General features: G+C 45.6%; 13 protein-coding genes. 7 read left to right on the top strand and 6 right to left on the bottom strand.

Annotated features, from left to right (window positions below; translation table 11 throughout):
• Window positions 1–85 precede the first annotated feature (85 nt).
• The 5 genes from ruvA to LZG74_RS03565 all read right to left on the bottom strand — a co-directional run bounded on the left by ruvA (window position 86) and on the right by LZG74_RS03565 (window position 4,814).
• Window positions 86–676 (bottom strand): Holliday junction branch migration protein RuvA, encoded by a 591-nt coding sequence (gene ruvA / locus LZG74_RS03585; RefSeq protein ID WP_026631337.1) that lies wholly within the window; start codon window positions 674–676, stop codon window positions 86–88.
• A gap of 31 nt (window positions 677–707) precedes the next feature.
• Window positions 708–2,279 carry a lytic transglycosylase domain-containing protein gene (locus LZG74_RS03580; RefSeq protein WP_233795235.1) on the bottom strand — a complete coding sequence of 524 codons (1,572 nt, stop codon included), beginning with the start codon at window positions 2,277–2,279 and terminating at the stop codon, window positions 708–710.
• Between the two features lie 298 nt (window positions 2,280–2,577).
• A complete protein-coding gene (gatA, locus tag LZG74_RS03575) occupies window positions 2,578–4,035 on the bottom strand; it encodes an Asp-tRNA(Asn)/Glu-tRNA(Gln) amidotransferase subunit GatA (protein WP_233795234.1) in 1,458 nt (485 codons plus the stop codon).
• A 92-nt stretch (window positions 4,036–4,127) separates the two neighbouring features.
• Window positions 4,128–4,328: a twin-arginine translocase TatA/TatE family subunit gene (locus tag LZG74_RS03570; RefSeq protein ID WP_026631334.1), complete on the bottom strand. Its 201-nt coding sequence runs from the start codon at window positions 4,326–4,328 to the stop codon at window positions 4,128–4,130.
• Between the two features lie 69 nt (window positions 4,329–4,397).
• Window positions 4,398–4,814, bottom strand: a complete 417-nt coding sequence (locus LZG74_RS03565) for a YkvA family protein (RefSeq protein WP_026631333.1) — start codon at window positions 4,812–4,814, stop codon at window positions 4,398–4,400.
• Window positions 4,815–5,022: 208 nt separating this feature from the next.
• Between LZG74_RS03565 and mdh the strand changes: the two genes are divergently transcribed.
• Window positions 5,023–5,949 carry a malate dehydrogenase gene (mdh, locus tag LZG74_RS03560; RefSeq protein WP_233795233.1) on the top strand — a complete coding sequence of 309 codons (927 nt, stop codon included), beginning with the start codon at window positions 5,023–5,025 and terminating at the stop codon, window positions 5,947–5,949.
• Between the two features lie 125 nt (window positions 5,950–6,074).
• Here the strand turns inward: mdh and LZG74_RS03555 are convergent, their stop codons facing one another.
• Window positions 6,075–7,451: a hypothetical protein gene (locus tag LZG74_RS03555; RefSeq protein WP_233795232.1), complete on the bottom strand. Its 1,377-nt coding sequence runs from the start codon at window positions 7,449–7,451 to the stop codon at window positions 6,075–6,077.
• Window positions 7,452–7,495: 44 nt separating this feature from the next.
• On the opposite strand from LZG74_RS03555, the gene LZG74_RS03550 reads away from it, so the two are divergent.
• The 6 genes from LZG74_RS03550 (at window position 7,496) to LZG74_RS03525 (ending at window position 18,758) form a co-directional block, all read left to right on the top strand.
• Window positions 7,496–10,372, top strand: a complete 2,877-nt coding sequence (locus tag LZG74_RS03550) for a triple tyrosine motif-containing protein (RefSeq protein ID WP_233795231.1) — start codon at window positions 7,496–7,498, stop codon at window positions 10,370–10,372.
• A gap of 169 nt (window positions 10,373–10,541) precedes the next feature.
• Complete coding sequence (locus tag LZG74_RS03545) at window positions 10,542–13,556, top strand: TonB-dependent receptor (protein WP_233795230.1); 3,015 nt, start codon at window positions 10,542–10,544, stop codon at window positions 13,554–13,556.
• A gap of 20 nt (window positions 13,557–13,576) precedes the next feature.
• Window positions 13,577–15,079, top strand: a complete 1,503-nt coding sequence (locus LZG74_RS03540) for a RagB/SusD family nutrient uptake outer membrane protein (RefSeq protein WP_233795229.1) — start codon at window positions 13,577–13,579, stop codon at window positions 15,077–15,079.
• A 42-nt stretch (window positions 15,080–15,121) separates the two neighbouring features.
• Window positions 15,122–15,949 (top strand): LamG domain-containing protein, encoded by an 828-nt coding sequence (locus tag LZG74_RS03535; RefSeq protein ID WP_233795228.1) that lies wholly within the window; start codon window positions 15,122–15,124, stop codon window positions 15,947–15,949.
• A 59-nt stretch (window positions 15,950–16,008) separates the two neighbouring features.
• Entirely contained in the window at window positions 16,009–17,355 is a 1,347-nt protein-coding gene (locus LZG74_RS03530) for a glucoamylase family protein (protein ID WP_310589276.1), read from the top strand.
• A gap of 23 nt (window positions 17,356–17,378) precedes the next feature.
• On the top strand, window positions 17,379–18,758 hold the full coding sequence (locus tag LZG74_RS03525) for a glucoamylase family protein (RefSeq protein ID WP_233795227.1): 1,380 nt from the start codon (window positions 17,379–17,381) through the stop codon (window positions 18,756–18,758).
• Window positions 18,759–18,786 lie beyond the last annotated feature (28 nt).

The raw sequence follows: 18,786 nt of genomic DNA, 5'->3' as shown, positions 1-18,786 counted from the left end.
TTTAGAGAAGGTTGCAGCTACAATCAAATCCATCAAAACGACTTTACTATCGTAAATTTTTTTACCAAATATCATTACAGTTCGGTTATCGAAGTGCCAACTTAATAAGATTCTCAACGGTGACCGCCTGACCTTCACGCTTGATGATAGCGTCAAGACTTTTTTCTGCGGTGGCTTTGGGAATTCCCAATGTAACCAGTGCAGCAAGCGCCTCACTTTTCACAGTGCCGGAAGGATTGTCTATGGTCCTCGGACCGGTAGACACCAGATCTTCCTTGCGAATTTTATCCCTTAATTCAAGTATTACGCGCTGAGCAGTTTTGGACCCGATGCCTTTAATTGACTGGATCAATCGCAGGTCTTCATCTATTATTCCTTGTCGTATTTCCGATGAAGAAAGCGACGATAACATAACCAGGGCCGTTGATGGCCCTACACCCGAAATGCCTATCAGGTCTAGGAAAAGCTTTTTCTCATCACTTCCCCAAAACCCGTATAGTATGTGGGCGTCTTCCCGTATATTCAGGTACGTTACAAGTTTGCAACGCTCGCCCAGTTCAGGCAGTGAAGTATAGGTTTGTAATGAAATCCGAACTTCATAGCCTAATCCGTTTACATCAATAATGGCATAAGCCGGATCTTTGTAGACTACAGTTCCGTTAACGTAGGCAATCATATAAATAGTATGTGTAATTGACTCTTGTTCACTAGCTGGAAACGATCAGTTTTTGGCCTGGTTTAATCGCATTTCCTCGGATTCTGTTTTTCTTTTTCAATTGTCCTATTTCCAGTCCGTAACGTTGTGAAATAATCCAGAGTGTATCCCCTTTCTGAACTGTATGGTAACGCTTTTTAGTATGCCTGTCATTTCTTACAATTTCCTTTTTAACCGCAGGAGTCGAATTTGCTGCAACTCTCGCAGCGCGAACGGGCTCTTTCACTTCTTTCAGAATCACCAGACGCTGACCCCTGGCAATGTTGGTGCGGCGTAAATGATTCCATTTTTTAAGCTCGGAAACCGACACCCTGTATTTCTTTGAGATTGAGTTTAAACTCTCTCCTCTTCTAACGGTGTGTGTAGCTCTTTTTGTACGTGTCTTTTGTAAAACTATTTCGTCATGCTCTTCATCCAGATCTTCGTCGTACTCCGAAGTTGATTGCTGGCTGACCATTGTGGCATAAGGAAAAGCAGGATTTTTACCCATCGAGTCCAATGCAGTGCTATCCAGCTTTGCAACCATTACATTCGGTTGCAGAAGCAATCTGCGGGTGCAGGAATCCATGATGGAGTTCCGGTTGCTAACCAGGTAAGTATATTGCATACTCGGCACTTTGAGTACGAAATCCCGGGTCTGGTCCGGCAGGGACGTTTTGGTGATTTGCGGGTTTAATTTCTTAATGTCATCAAAATTGATGTTGCTATTCTTGCAGAATGCCAGCAAATCAATATAGCCGTTGATATGAATGGTGTCGTTAGGGATCTGGAACTCGGTTTGGGCCGGGTAAATACCGTGGTCGTTACCATAGTTCATCATATAGTTCATCGCAACGTATTGCGGAACATATGAGCGGGTTTCACGGGGAAGGACATTATAGATGGTCCAGAATGTGGTTCCGCGTGAGCGGCGCATGGCGCGTTTCACATTGCCCGGGCCCGTGTTATAGGAAGCCAATGCAAGCTCCCAGTCACCAAAAATATTGTAAAGTTGTTTCAGATAACGGCAGGCCGCCTCCGTTGCTTTTACAGGCTCGAAGCGTTCGTCAATGTATTTGTCCTGATAAAGACCAAATTCACGGCCGGTCGCCGGCATGAACTGCCACAAACCGCCTGCTCTTGCATGAGAGATCACGGTTGGGTTAAGCCCCGACTCGATCATTGACAGATATTTAAGTTCTGTCGGCAAACCGTGCTTGGCCAGCGTTTTTTCAAAAATGGGGAAGTAGAGCGGCATCTTCTCCATCATTGTCTGAGTGAATTCTGCCTTTTTATAAATAAAATACTCTACAAACTCGTGGGAAGTTTTGTGGTAAGTAAGGGGAATTGATTTTTCCAGTTTGGCAAACCGCTCTTTCAACAGTTCTTCCGGAATTGCCGGTGTATTCCCAAATTCTTCAACAGCGGGCAGGGCGGGGATCGCCATTTCTTCTGCTGCAACTATTTTCTCCAGTGTATCCTGCTCGAATGCTAACTTCTCTTGTGGAATTATTGCCATAGCCGGCACGTATCCAAATCCTACACACATGGCTCCGAGCCACAATACTTTTTTCGAAATCCTCATCAATAAATGTTTTTTGAAGGTTAATCAATTCCCGGTTTTCAATGGCTACTATTTGTAAATCAACTGTTACAAATAAAATTTCCTTGTTAAGATTTTCAACGTTCTGAAAATCTGCCTGATGAACTAGAATAATCTCTAATACATTTTACGCTTTACTCACAAAATTTCGCTTCGGAACAACAAATCTCAAATCGCCTGTTATCCCGGCACGATTATTTACTACTTAACATGGAGGCAGATACAAACACTGCTTAACAAATGTGAGAATAAAAAAAATGCAAAAGCATTTACTTGATTCTCAATGGTTTGTATCTGATATCAATGCCGAATTTTTATTCAAATCGGTTAAATAATTGGCAAAAGCCAGCATTTTCAACTCACCAAAATAAGGAGCCATTATCTGAATTCCAATAGGCATCCCGTTTTCGTCCAGCCCGTTAGGGATTGCAACAGCCGGATTCCCAACCACATTTGCCTGCACTGTAAAAATATCGGCGAGATACATTTGTAACGGATCTTCGGTTTTTTCACCAATAGTAAAAGCGGTGGTTGGCGTTACCGGTGTAATCAGAAAATCAAACTGATCGAAGAACCGGTTCGTTTCCTCCTGCACCAATCTTCTAACGCGTTGCGCTTTGGTATAGTATGCGTCATAATAATTTGCGCTCAGAACAAAAGTACCCAATAGTATCCTTCTCCTCACCTCTTCACCAAAAGCTTCCGTGCGTGTCTTTTTATACAAGCTTTCCAGATCCGTCGCTTCTGCACTTCTGTGACCATAACGGACACCGTCGAAGCGGGATAAATTGGAACTGGCTTCGGCCGTTGTCAATATATAATAAGTAGGCAGCAGGGAATCGAGCAATGGAATTTCTACCGGCGTTACTTCGTGCCCTTCGGCGCGCAGACGGTTCAGCACTTCCAGCGTTTGCTGACGGATTTCCAAGGAAATCGCCTCGCTCTCAACACTCTCCCGGATATAACCGACCCTGGCTTTGCCGGACCATTCCAGATTTTTCGAATATGCAGGCACTTCTTTGTTAGAAACCGTGCTGTCAAAATTATCCGGACCAGCCATGATTTCGATCAGCAACGCGGCGTCTTCAACACTTTTGGTAATGGGGCCAATGCAGTCGAAAGACGATGCATAGGCGATAAGACCATACCTGGAAATCCGGCCGTAAGATGGCTTTACGCCCACAACACCGCAGAAAGCTGCAGGTTGCCTTACAGAACCGCCCGTATCACTTCCGAGAGACGCGTGGCAAAGGCCAGCTTGCACCGCCACCGCAGAACCGCCGGAAGAACCGCCCGGAACTTTGGTGTTATCCGCAGCATTTAAAACCGGCCCGAATGATGAATTTTCATTGGACGAACCCATTGCGAATTCATCGCAGTTTTGCCGGCCGATCACAATAGCGTCTTCATCCAGCAATCGCTGAACCGCCGTTGCAGTATAAGGAGCAATATATGTTTTGAGGATTTGACTGGCGGCTTGTAAACCGTGTCCTTTGTGCGAAAGCACATCTTTGAGTCCGATTACCATTCCGGCTAGCTTTCCGGCAGTTCCGCTGGCCAGTTTTTCATCAACGGCAATGGCTGCTTCCCGGGCTTCATCCGCATAAACTTCAACGAATGCATTCAGGTGTTGATTAGCCTCTATATTCTGCAAATAATGACTCACTAACTCGACGCACGTCAAATTGCCTCCACGCAAATCTTCCTGAATCTCGGCCAGCGTCAGATACTCTTTCAATGTAATTTCTTTGTGGGGTTGTAAATAAAGAATCAGAGCCAATAAGTATACCTTAGAGGCTCTGTGTTATAACTTTCAATAAGATGGAAGCGTTATTTGGGGTCTTCCATGCTTTTTTCAATATTTTCCTTAACGTCTTTAGTAGCGTTCTTGAATTCATTGATACCCTGCCCCAAACCGCGCATCAACTCAGGAATTTTCTTCGCACCGAAGAATAGTAAAACGAACAAGGCAACCAAAAAGATCTCTTGTCCACCTAATCCCATAAATGCCAAAACGGTTACTGATTCCATGTCTGTTTCTTTTTTAATGTTTACAAAAATAAAAATTCTTTTCTACAGAAACTACTAAACGGTTCTGTTTTATCCTATGTTAATCGTTTTTTCACTCTTTTCCCACTGGCTGAATTTTGCAATATCACTGCCCAGTGTCTTGATCAGCCAAGCGATCAATGCGACGTCGTCTGCGATGCCAATTACGGGCAGAAAGTCAGGAATCAGGTCAATAGGTGATACAAAATAGATCAGCACCGCAACCACCGAAATTAGACTTTTCCATGGCAAGCCCTTATATTCTCCGGAAGCATAAGCTCTTACCATCCGGATCAAAACCTGGACACTGCCGGCCACTTCGGCCAGGCCGCCTTTGAACCCAACCTGATTCATTTTGCCCATTACATCCTTCGCCAGTTCAAACAGCCGCGCAGAATTGTGCACATAACGGCCGGCCTTTCCGGTTGCCTTCTTGAAAAAAATTGACTTTAATATCCTAGATATCATTGACTCGTTGCTCATCGTATACAGCAAGAAAAAGTGGTTAATAATGCCGATATAACTATTAAGATACGTAAAAAATTGCATTTCGGATCGAGCCCCGGACTTTTCCGGCAAAAAATTACATTCCGCTTGGTTTAAACAAATTATGTGTCCTACTTTTAGGAGAAAATTTAAAAAGCATTAATTTCTATACAATTAACCATATTTCTTTATGAAGATTACTGTTGTGGGAGCAGGCGCCGTTGGTGCAACTACTGCCGATAATATTATTCGTCGTGAGTTGGCTGAGGAGGTCGTTCTACTGGATATAAAAGAAGGCGTAAGCGAAGGAAAATCACTGGATATGTACCAGACAGCAGCTTTGCTGGGCTTCAATACCAAACCCGTAGGATCAACCAACGACTATGAAAAAACCAAGGGTTCTGATGTCGTTGTAATCACTTCCGGCCTGCCGCGCAAGCCTGGTATGACACGTGAAGAGCTGATCGGAATCAACGCAGGAATCGTAAAAGGAGTTACTGAAAATATTCTTAAATATTCGCCTGATGCCATCATTATCGTTGTTTCCAACCCTATGGATACAATGACTTACCTGGCACTGAAAGAATCGGGCATAGCAAAAGAAAAACTGATCGGAATGGGCGGTGCTCTGGATAGCGCACGTTTCAAAACGTATCTGGCATTAGCCATGAACGTTTCTCCGCTGGATATCCACGGAATGGTGATCGGTGGTCACGGCGATACCACAATGATCCCGTTGACAAGGCTGGCGACTTACAATGGTCTTCCGGTAAGCAATTTCCTTTCTACTGACGAACTGGAAAAAGTGGCAGCTGACACGATGGTAGGCGGCGCAACATTGACCAAACTGATCGGAACTTCGGCGTGGTACGCGCCGGGTGCGGCAACATTGCTTTTGGTTGAAAGCATCGTGCGCGATCAGAAACGCATTGTTCCATGCAGCGTTTATCTGGAAGGCGAATATGGCCAGAATGATATCTGTATGGGCGTGCCTGTTGTTCTAGGTAGAAAAGGCTGGGAAAAGATCATCCCGCTCGAACTAACCGATTCAGAAAAAGCTGCTTTTGAAAAATCAGCAGAGGCAGTTAGATCCATGAACGGAGCATTAAATTTATAATGCCAAAAAATAAATAATATTTTTTGGCATTTCCGTCATCTTAAGATGACGGGTAATTTTTTGGGGATGTCATCGATGCAGAATTTCTTTTTCTGCATCGATGACATTTTTTTATTGGGGACACATTAGATGGAAATCTGATATTGCAGCACGAATGTTCCTCTGCGCGTGTACGCAGCGAGCTCGTTGGCAACCGTGCTGGCTTGGTACACCGGCCGGTTTTCGTAGTTGAGTGAGATTTTGCCGGTATGTCCTTTGATAAGCCAGTTTACACCAACATTATAAACGTTCAAAGCATCCTGCAAACGTTCATAATCAGAACTTTGTAGGGAAGCATATGGCATTAATGTGCCCTGACTTCCCAGTAATCCATCCCTAAATTTATATCCTGCCTGCGCATACACGACGCTCCCTGTCCCAAACATCGGGTAAGCATTGCCATGCGTAGCGCCTACGCCCGGAATGGCCTGTGTTGTGCCCGTTGCAGGGTTCATAATCCCATTGTAACGCAGGTAACCTTTGCCATAATTCGTATTAAAATAGCCCAGATATGCCGAAACCGCCGTTCCTTTATCTTTATTCAAAGGCATATCCATAAATGCGGCCACAGACCACAGCGTCATGTTATTGTAAACTGTATCTGCGTTTTCCCTGCGCCATGTCGCATTCTTTTGAGAAATAATACCCGCTTCAATGTTCAGAACTTTGCGCTTGCCTAGGTATGTCCCGGTCATATATCCCGGTGTAGTGTTGTCCTCTGTATCAAATATGTTATAAATCAATAAACCCTGAAGCTGCTTGTGGTTTTTACGTTGTGCAAAAACGGAATTCAAGCCCGGAGCTGGCGGAACGGCACCATTGGTTTCTATAGGAAACGGATCCGCCACATCTACGCGGTAATTCAACCTGCCGATCTGCCCTCGGCTGTAAACGCTAAGTTTCCTCGCAAACTGATCCGTTTGATCCACTGTTGCCTGCGCGAAAACAGGAACATCCATGGTCAAGATGGTCCCGATGCTTGGCTGGGAAAAACGGGAAAGACCATTCACAACGGTTAGTCCGCCACCGAAACGGATGAAGTTGGCGCCCTTTCGCTGCACTTCATATTCTCCCAAAGCATCGTGGAAGAAAGCGGCAATTTTCCGGTTGCTGGGTGTTCCTGCATTATTATAGGCCGGGAATGCGCTCACTTTATTAAAATTGTTCATTCCAAACTGCGTGTAGAAAAATATCCGGTCGGTGACCTGGCCGAAAAGCTGCACACGCGTCCGGCGCAGGCCGATGTCGAATGTGTTGGATTTGGGATCGCCTAAAACGGTGGTTCCGGGGTTGCTTTCGTCGAACCGGAGCCAGGTTTGGTTGGTGAAAGTGAATTTGACGTAATGTGAGCCGGAATCATTAAGATTGTAGCGGATATCGTTCCTTGTATTGTCGTCGGTTGGCTTTACTTGCGCCATGGTTAAGGACGCGCTGAGCAAGATGAGAGAGAGTACTTTTTTCATTAATTGACGTTATAGTTTCCAATAGCGAATAGCATGTTAAAAAGATGACACACTACCCTTTTTTATATTTAACTAAAAATCATAAGGCTGCATTGTGGACGGCTTTACTCCTTTTTTTTGCAATCATATTCGCCGCAAAGGCCCAGGAAACCCCGCCTCTGATCAACTATTCGTCGGCAATTTACAAGGCGCACAATCAGAATTGGGCCATTGACCAGACTTCCGATCAGATCATTTATGCGGCCAATTCGGATGGCCTTATGGAATACGATGGCGCTGCATGGAAGCTCTATCCGTTGCCCGACAGACAGATAGTGCGGACTGTGCTCTGCGATGAAACCGTTCCGAACATGCTTATGGGCAAAGTTTTCAAACAAAATAGTCCAAATGAACAGCGGATCTATGTCGGTGGCTTTTCAGAGTTTGGTTATTGGAAAAAAGAATTCGATGGCCAGCTGAAATATCACTCCCTCAGCAAGCGCGCCGACTTCGCCAGCCTCAAAACAGAGGAAATCTGGCACATTACCAAAACGCCTACACATATTTACTTCCAATCCTTTTCAAGGATTTACCGGTACGATGGTCAGAACATTACGGAGTTGAGCACGCCGGGAAATTTCATGTTTTTAAGATTTGTACAAAACCGGCTGTTCCTGCCAACAATAGGTAAAGGGATTTATGAGTTGAAAGGCAAGAAATTTGAAAAGCTGGCTGGTACGGAACCACTTTCGGCTGTGATCGTTTCAGCCATATTACCATTCTCGAATGGCCAGATCCTGATCACAACATTCAAACACGGCTTGTTTTTTTGGAAAGATGGCTTGCTTAGTCCCTGGAAAATTCCGCTTTCAGAAGAACTTAAAACGAACATTATCAACAGGGCAGTAATGCTCAGGCAGGACAGCAGCCTGGTTTTCGGCACGATTCAGTCGGGCGTTTATGTGATTGAGAAAAATGGCAAGCTGAAATATCATTTCAACAAAGAGACCGGCCTTCAAAACAACACCGTTCTGGCATTGACGGAGGACCGCCGCAATCAACTTTGGATCGGTCTGGATCAGGGAATTGATATGCTCAAAATGTCGTCACCCGTCATTTCCTACCAGACCAATGATAATCCGCTCGGTTCAACGTATGCTGCTGCCATCTGGCGGGGTAAATTATATGTGGGCTCCAATAAGGGTGTTTTTGTAAAAAAATGGCTTTCTACCGAGCCTTTCCAGCCGGTTCCCGGCCTGGAAGGCCAGACCTGGAACCTGCAAGTTTTTGATGACCAGCTCCTTTGCGGGCATAACGATGCAACTTACCGCATTAATGAACAAGGCATTACGAAGCTTTCCAACATTACAGGAGGTTGGGTGATGCTGCCCATTCAATCCGGTCAGGAAACGCTTTTATTGCAAGGTTCTTACAATGGATTGCATGTTTACAAAAAGAATAGTAGCCAGCAATGGACCTATGCATATCCCGTCAAAGGCATCTCCCCGATTCCCGTCAGGCAGATCGTCCGGGACGAAAAAGGCGCTTTCTGGCTCGGACATGCATACAGAGGTTTATTTATGGCTAAACTCACGCCCGCGCTGGATTCCGCTTACCAGTGGAAAGAATTCAAGGCGCCTGCCGATTTGCCCGGTGAATTCGCAGTGGAGATCATGAAATGGAGAAAGCGCTTATATGTTCGTTCAGGCTCCGTTTTCCTGCAACCTGATGCGAACGACAAATTGCAGGTCTCCACTGATTTCGCGCAGCATAGTGAAGACGAAGCATTCAAGATCCGCACAGGCGTGAATGGTGATTGGTTCAAAGTGTTCATTAACCGGATCACATATTACGCTTCGGATAACCAGGTCCACAACCTGCCGCTGGCGCTGATCCGCAACAGTGAAACCATTATTCCAGTCTCTAAGGACTATTATTTCTTCTGTCTGGATAATGGCTATGCGCTTTATAACAGAACTTCCGGCGCAAAAAACGTTGAACCGCCAGCTTCGCCCATCGTCAGAAAGGTTGCTAACCTCAGGAATTTGTCGCAATCATTCAGCATTCTGGGAAAGCCCGCGCTCCCTTCTAATGTGCGCTCGTTACGGATCAATTTTGCATTGCCGGTGTATGGGCAGAGCACACAATATAAATATCGCCTTCGCGGACTGTCGGATCAATGGTCGGAATGGACAGACCAGAATTTTGTGGAGTTTACAAATCTCGAATCCACGAGATACACATTTGAAGTAAAAAGCAACCTGAATGATCGTGTTACAGCATATCAGTTCAGTGTTCAGCCTTACTGGCGCGAGACATTAATCGCTAAGATCGTTTTCATAGCATTGATAGGGCTCGTATTTGTAGGGCTGATCCTTTACCAGGAAGAACGCTTGCGCCGGCATCGGAACAGGCTTATGCGGGAGCAGGAAGAGAAACTCCGCCAGCAACAGCTTGCCAACGAAAGGCAAATCATGCAGATCCAGAATGAGAAATTGCAGAGCGACATTCAAGGTAAAAGCCAGCAGCTCAGCAACATTGCCATTAATGTTGTACGGAAAAATGAAATTCTGGAAGAAATACGGGATGAATTAAAGCAAGTTAAAGCCGAAATGGGCCAGCAGCTCCCGAACATTCATTATCAGAAACTATTGAATAGCATTGAGCGAAATGTAGCCGGAAAGGACGACTGGATGCTTTTCGAACAAAATTTCGACGAAGTCCATGAACAATTCTTTAAGCGCCTCCGTCACATCGCTCCAACAATTTCCCCCTCTGAGCTCCGCCTGGCGGCGTGCCTTCGCATGAATCTTTCGACCAAGGAGATGGCGCCTGTTCTGGGAATTTCAATCCGGGGTGTGGAAATAAAGCGCTACCGGCTACGCAAAAAACTGGGATTAGGTACGGATGGCAATCTCGTTCAGTTCATGATGGATATTTAGCCACATTGTACTAATCCTTTACAAACCCAATTTAATGCCACGAATGCTTGCATTATTCTCATTGATGTAGTGGTGATGTAGTGCTTTATTTGATTACTGGTTGTCTTGGAACTTAAATTTGAAGACAATTAAATCTTATAATAATTCAATCAACCAAATTATAACCTAAATGAAAACTATTGTACGATTACTGTACATGATGGTTTTCCTGTCCGTCAGCCTCATCAGCTATGGTCAGGAAATTAGTGTGTCAGGAAAAGTCACGTCAAGTTCTGACGGCTCCATTCTTCCCGGAGCCAGTGTTCTCATCAAAGGGACAACCACAGGAGTACCGACCGATGCCGAGGGGAATTACGCTATTTCAGTTCCGTCTGCTCAATCGGTACTGGTCTTTTCAATGATCGGTATGACGGCGCAGGAAGTTACGGTTGGCACACAAACGACCATTAATGTGGCATTGGTAGAAGATGCAAAAGCACTGGGTGAAGTTGTTGTGATCGGATATGGTACAGCCAGTAAAAGGGACCTGACCGGATCCATTGTAACGATCAAAGGCGCTGAGATCGCCGATAAGCCTTCTGCTAACCCAATCACTTCACTGCAAGGAAAAGTGGCCGGTTTGTCCGTTGTGAATTCAGGCCGCCCTGGTGAAGAACCGGATGTGCGGATCAGGGGAACGAACTCTATTAATGGTGTAAAGCCTGTTTACATTGTGGACGGGATCTTGAATGATAACATTAACTTTATTAACCCTGCTGATATCGAGTCCATTGAGGTTTTGAAAGACCCGTCTTCACTGGCAATTTTCGGGGTAAGGGGCGCTAACGGTGCCATTGCTGTAACCACGAAAAAAGCGAAGGCGGGGCAATTGAATGTTAATTTCAACTCATCCGTAGGCTTCAAGCAAGTTGCCGACCGCATTAGCATGACCAATGCGGCCCAATTCAAAGAGCTTTATAATGAACAGCTTGCAAATCAGGGTAGCGCGCCATACAACTACACAAACTGGACGGGCGACACCGATTGGCAGGATCAGATCTTCCAGAGCGGCTTTTTGAACTACAATAACATCAGCATATCAGGCGCGACAGAAAAGAACCGCTTCTATATGGGCATCGGAACGGTGCAGGAAGAAGGAAATATCAAGCACGAAAAATACGGAAAATTGACTCTGAACATCAACGACGAACTTCAAGTCAACAAAAACCTGAAATTCGGGCTAACGTTCAGCGGCTACCGCGCTACGCCATTTGGTGATAAAAAGAAGAATGTAGGCGGCGCGATCCTGGCTGCACCAATCGCACCGGTGTTCAACGACCAATACGGACTCTATCACACATTGCCTGATTTTCAGCGTGCACAGGTGAATAACCCGCTTGTAGATGTTGAATTGCAGAAACGCACGGAGATTTTAAGAGAATATCGCGCAGTTGGAAGCATTTATGGAGAACTTACTTTCCTGAAAGATTTCACATTCAGAGCTTCTTTATATGCGGATTATGGCTTCAACACCATTCGCAACTACCAGCCGCTGGTAAACACATATAATCCCGAGATCGTAGGTGAGGACAAAACGGATGCCGTTGTCAGACAGACCGTTGTGAACCAAAAGCAAAATATTTTCCCAAAACTGCAACAAGACTATCTGCTAACCTACAAAAAAGCATTCGGCGCCCACGACCTGACTGTTTTGGGTGGTATAACGACTTATTACAGAAGCTTTGAAGAAACTGCCTCCACTGTAAGACAAGGAAGCAGCTTTGCCATTCCAAATGATCCGCGTTTCTGGTATACAGATAATGTGGGTGATGCAGCAACCAGGACTGGTTCCGGTTCTGCCTGGGAATCAGCTACATTATCCTATTTGGGACGTATCCTTTATAACTACAAATCAAAATATCTGGTTAACGCATCTTACCGGAGGGACGGCAGTTCCGCTTTTCTTGGCAAAGGCAGATGGCAGGATTTCGGCGCAGTTGGTTTAGGATGGGCTGTTAGTGAGGAGGATTTTTTCAAAAATCAAAGTGTTTTCGACTACTTGAAAGTGAAAGGCTCTTACGGGATTTTGGGTAATCAAAATATCGATGACAAGTATCGCTATCCCGCCTACCCTACGCTTACCGCGGCCAATTCGGGTGTTTTTGGAGAAAATATCGTTGCCGGGCTTCAAAACGAATACATTGCCGATCCGAACCTGCACTGGGAAAAAGTGCTTGCCTACGAAGGCGGCGTCGAGTTTAATATGCTGAAAAATCGCTTGACGGTTGAAGCAAATTATTACAACAAACTTACAAAAGACATTCTGGTTCTTGTGCCCGGAATCGCAGGCACAATTCCCGGTTTGAGCAACCTCGGCGAGGTTAGAAACCATGGATTTGAATTCGCTGCAACCTGGAACCAGGATGTAACAGACGACTTCTCCTACTCTATCAGTGGTAACCTAACTACCATTAACAACAAGGTACAGAAGCTTTCGACCAAAGGCTATGACATCATCAACGGTGCTTCACGGACGACGGAAGGTTTCCCGATCGGTTATTTCTGGGGTTACGTGCATGACGGAATTTACCAGTCAGAAGCTGAGTTCATCAAATCTCCTGTCAGTACAATCGGAGAAGTTTCACCGGGCGACATTAAATACAAGGATGTTAACGGCGACGGATCTATTACAGAAGCGGACCGGACATTAATCGGGAACCCAACGCCTGATTTCACCTATGGCGCTTCCATTTCTGCTAAATACAAAGGTTTTGATGTGGGTATTGATTTGAATGGTGTTTATGGAAATGAAATTTTCCGTCAGTGGAACCGTGGCACATTCGCACAATTCAATTACCAAACCGAACGAATGGACCGCTGGAACGGGCCGGGCACTTCAAACTGGGAGCCTGTTTTGAACACGTCACGTGCCAATAACTATCTTCCTTCGTCATACTGGATCGAAGACGGCAGTTTCTTCCGCATCAGAAATGTGCAGCTTGGTTACAATTTCACCTCTCAGACATTGAAAAGTCTCCGTCTGAAATCCCTGCGCTTGTATGTGAATGCGCAAAATTTAAAAACATTCACCAACAGCACTGGATTTACGCCCGAAATCGGCGGTAACACTACTGCTTTTGGTGTGGACAACGGAACCTATCCTGTGCCTGTCATTTATACATTCGGCATCAACCTGAATTTCTAAAAATCTTATCTCATTGAAATATGAAAAGTGAATTCATAAATAAAATCTCTATCCTGACGGTCTTCAGCCTGCTAGTTCTGTCCGGTTGCAGCGACTTCCTGGATCGCGAGCCGTTGGGACGATATGTCGAAAAAGACATTCCCGCAGGATCATTTGACAGCCAGGTTTTTGGTGTGTATGCCAAAATGCGTGCCTTCGGCGTTTCCTCTATGCCTTATCTTGCCATCCATAATTTCCGGTCAGATGACGCCGACAAAGGCAGCTCGACAACGGATGGCGTTGCACAGGAAAGCTTCTATGACAATTTCCAATATACACAAGACGAATGGCTTCTAAACAGCTATTGGTCAGACCACTATGCGTTGATCATTGCAGCAAACGCAGTTATTTCCGACATCGATTCAGTGGGTGCGCAAGATGCGGGAACCATGGTTAATAAGGCGGAAGCGAAATTCATGCGCGCATATGCCTACTTCAATCTGGCCAGAACCTATGGTGATGTTCCAAAAATCGATTTCAAAGTGCGTGAATCTTCTGAGGCTAACATTCCTAAATCGCCGGTAAATGAAATTTTCGCGCTCATTGACGCTGATTTGACAGAAGCCTCTGCAATGCTGCCGGTAACGTGGGAATCTAAATACATTGGAAGGCTTACCAGCGGTGCGGCTCACGCATTGCACGCGAAAACGCACTTGTGGCGGAAAAACTGGCCTGCTGCCCTGGCAGCTGCCAAACAGGTCATTTCTTCCAGCAAATATTCCCTGGTAAGCGACTATGCAGGCATTTTCAGAGAAACGGGTGAAAACAATTCCGAATCCGTATTTGAACTGCAAGCATTTTATTCCATCACACAGACTTCACTGGGCATAGAAAATGCCATGCACCAGGGCGTGAGAGGTTCGGGAGCTTGGGATTTGGGATGGGGCTGGAATACGCCGAACAAGTCACTAGCCGATGCATTCGAAAAAGGTGACCCAAGAAAAGATGCTACCCTGCTTTATTCAGGTCAGGTGAATACCCCTTATAATGAGAGTGTGCCACCTGCTACAACAAGCATTCCGAGAGCCTACTGGAACAAGAAAGCATACACCAATCCAGCAACGAGAGAAGCAACCGCAAGCCGCTTTGGACAATGGATGAATGTACGCGTTATCCGTTATGCTGACGTGTTACTGATGGCTGCCGAAGCTGCAAACGAAGTGGGTGGCGAGCAAAACATCACGGATGCACTGGCTTGGCTGGAAATGGTTCGCGGCCGGGCTCGTGGAACGAATGCAGCGATTTTACCAAAAGTTGTTACCAGAAATCAGGCGCAGCTTAGAACAGCGATCCGCCAGGAAAGACGCGTGGAGCTGGGGATGGAAAATGAGCGGTTCTTTGACATTGTTCGCTGGGGAATTGCGGAAGACGTTTTGCATGCTGCCGGAAAAAATCTTTATCAAAACCGCCATCGCTACCTGCCGATCCCGCGCCCTGAAATTGACAAATCGGGCGGCGTGCTTGTGCAAAATCCTGAGTATTGATAGTCGAGCCATTATTTTTTGATCAACATTAAACGCATTGAAATGAAAAATATAACATCCCGGCTATGGATACTTGGTTTAGCCGTTTCAATTTTTTCCTGCCAAAATTTTGAAAGGCCGGAGCTGGTCCTGATTTCCGATGACGATCCGTCATTGAACGGTCCTTTGCAGCGTCTGTGGGCTTTTGAAGACGTTGCTACGGATAGCATCTGGGGCAGCCGGGGCGTTGCCAACGGGGTTTCCTATGTAGAGGGAATCAGCGGAAAAGCTTATCAGGGTTCTCCCACCGGGCAAATTGAATATTCATCTGCCGGCAAGCTGGCAACCATGGAAAGCTTTACCATTGCTTTTTGGATGAACACGGCCAAACATGACGGTGGCGCGCAAAGCGTTTTTATGCTGCCCAATACGGAAGACTTCTGGGGTAACACCTTCATGCTTATTGAAGGGAATACTTCCAAAAGCGACTCCATGCTGGTAAAATTCAACTTTGCAGGAAACTGGATCACGTTTGATCAAACGAAAAATGCAAACGGCCTGAACAAATGGCCAAATGCATATGGCAAATGGAAGCACGTTGCGTACACTTATGATGGAACGACCTCGAAATTCGCTGCTTATGTGGATGGGAAGAAATTACCGCTCGCTGAGTCTGTTACCAACATTATGAAGGACAAAGCGCCTTTAGGGCCATTGAAAATGACCAATGCCTCGAAATTTGTTATCGGCGGATTTCAGCAGCACATTGGCATAAAAGCACCTGCGGATGCATGGATGCTGCATTATACCGGAAAGCTTGATCAGTTCAGGGTTTACACCAAAGCCCTGAACGACGCTGAGATCACGGAAATCTACAATAAGAAAATGTAATGTCGCCGGGAGTGAAGTCGTCGATTTCACTCCCTTTTGTTTTCTCAACCGATGCTATTATGACCAAAGGCTTTTTGAAGCACGGATTTCTATTGCTTATACTTTTTGTATCCGGTTGCGATAAAAAGAATTCGTCCGGATCGGTAACCGCACCCGAATCAGTAGATTCGACGGATAAATTTCCAGTAATATCTGATGATGAGCTCCTTACCCTTGTTCAGAAGCAAACATTCAAGTATTTCTGGGATTTTGGACATCCGGTCAGCGGACTTGCCCGCGAGCGGAATTCTTCGGGTGATGTGGTCACTTCGGGCGGAAGCGGCTTTGGCATAATGACCATTCCAATCGCAGTTGAGCGGGAGTTTATCACGCGGGAGCAAGGACTGGAAAGAATGCAGAAAATAGTAACATTCCTGAAAGACAAGTCACAGAAATTCCATGGCGCGTTTCCACATTGGCTCAATGGCGCAACGGGCGTTGCTGTGCCTTTCAGTCAAAAAGACAATGGAGCTGATCTGGTTGAAACTTCTTTCCTGATTCAGGGCTTGCTAATGGCGCGACAGTATTTTTCCGCGTCAACGCCTGCTGAAACGTCTTTGAGGAAAGACATTAACACAATTTGGGAAGGCGTGGAATGGGATTGGTTCAGGAAAGGCAACGAAAATGTGCTTTACTGGCATTGGAGCCCGGATTATCAGTGGGAAATGAACCACCAGATCAAAGGATGGAATGAATGCCTGATCACATATGCGCTGGCCGCCTCTTCGCCGACACATGCAATCCCTAAAATAGTTTATGACAAAGGCTGGACCAATGACGGCAGTTTTGTGAATGGAAGCTCCTACTACGGACTCACACTTCCCCTTGGCGAGCCGTCCGGCGGGCCGCTTTTCTTCTCGCATTATTCTTTTCTAGGCCTGAACCCAACGGAGCTCACAGATCAATACACCAACTATTTTACCCAAAATAAGGCACACGCCTTGATCAATTATAATTACTGTAAAGCAGATCCAAATGATCACGGATACAGTGACCGATGCTGGGGGTTAACCGCCTGCGACATTCCAAACGGCTATAATGCCAATTCCCCAACCAATGACAAAAGTGTTATCGCGCCCACAGCCGCACTTTCCTCCTTCCCCTACACGCCCGACGAGTCTATGCAGGCTTTGAAATACTTTTATTACAAACTGGGCGATCAGCTTTGGGGTGACTATGGATTTTATGATTCATTTTCAATAAAAAAGCAATGGGTAGCCGATTCCTATCTTGCTATCGATCAGGGGCCGATCATTATCATGATTGAAAACCATCGGAGTGGTCTTCCGTGGAAGCTTTTTATGAGCGCGCCGGAAATTAAATCCGGGATGAAAAAATTGGGGTTTAGCAGTCCAAACCTCAATTAGTAAATTATTTAATCAACGAAATCATGAAGATATCCTATTATTACCTTACCTGCGTGTGCCTTCTCCTCTTGCTTACAATAGACGGTTTTGGCCAAAAGAAAAAAAGTAATGTTACCAAGCCTGCGGTTTTCAATCCCGCAGACAGACCTAAAAACTTGTCCGACACCGCATTACTTGAATTAGTACAAAAACAAACATTTCGCTATTTCTGGGAATTCGGGCACCCGGTCAGCGGCATGTCACGCGAACGGAGCAACATTGCCTTCGATTATGGTGATGAAGTGGTAACGACCGGTGGAACCGGATTTGGCATTATGGCCATGATCGTTGCAGCGGAAAGAGGATGGCAGCCACGAGATTCCGTTTCGGCCAGACTTTTAAAAATGATGAAATTTTTAGCCAAAGCCGATCATTACCATGGCATTTTCCCGCACTGGCTGAATGGAGCAACGGGCAAAATAGTGCCGTTTGGCCGTAAGGATGACGGTGGCGATTTGGTGGAAAGTTCTTTCCTTTTCCAGGGAATGTTAGCCGCCAGGCAATATTTTGACCGGGATAATGATGTGGAAAGAGATCTCCGGAACCGCATTCAGTGGATATGGAATGAGGCAGAATGGGATTGGTATACAAGAGGAAATCCGAACCAGCTTTACTGGCATTGGAGCCCAAACAATGGTTGGGCCATGAATTTCGAGCTTAGGGGTTATAACGAAACATTGATCACATATGTGATGGCTGCCTCTTCGCCCCGTTACCCTGTTACGGCTCAGGTTTACAATAAATGCTGGGCGCAAAGCGATCATTTCAAAAATGGAAAGGAATACTATGGCGTGAAACTTCCGCTGGGTTTTGATTACGGTGGGCCGCTTTTCTTTGCACATTATTCATTCCTGGGCCTGGACCCAAGGAAATTAAAAGACCAGTATGCCGATTACTGGGAGCAGAATGTAAACCACTCGCTGATTAATTACAAACATTGCGTTGCCAATCCAGGCAAGTTCAAAGGTTACGGAGAAAATAGCTGGGGGCTGACCGCGAGTGACACTTACAACGGCTACAATGCACATTCTCCGACCAACGATTTTGGCACCATCACACCGACGGCAGCGCTTTCTTCATTTCCTTACACGCCGGAGCAATCAATGAAAGCATTGCGTCATTTCTATGACGATTTGGGTGATAAAATTTGGAGTGAGTATGGGTTTACTGATGCATTCAATGAGAGCCAGAACTGGTATGCCAAATCCCATCTTGCCATAGATCAGGGACCGATCATTGTGATGATCGAAAATTACAGGACAGGCTTGCTTTGGAAATTGTTTATGAAAGATCCCGATGTTCAAAACGGGCTCAAAAAACTGGGTTTTGAAAGTCCTGCATTAGAAATAAGCAGCAAAAATTAACCCCTTATTTACTAAAATTGACAGAAAG

Origin of the sequence: Dyadobacter sp. CY327, assembly GCF_021390415.1 — a bacterium.
GTDB classification, from domain to species: Bacteria; Bacteroidota; Bacteroidia; order Cytophagales; family Spirosomataceae; genus Dyadobacter; species Dyadobacter chenhuakuii.
Note: the sequence above shows the minus strand (reverse complement) of the source record. Positions and strands in the feature narration are given on the sequence as shown.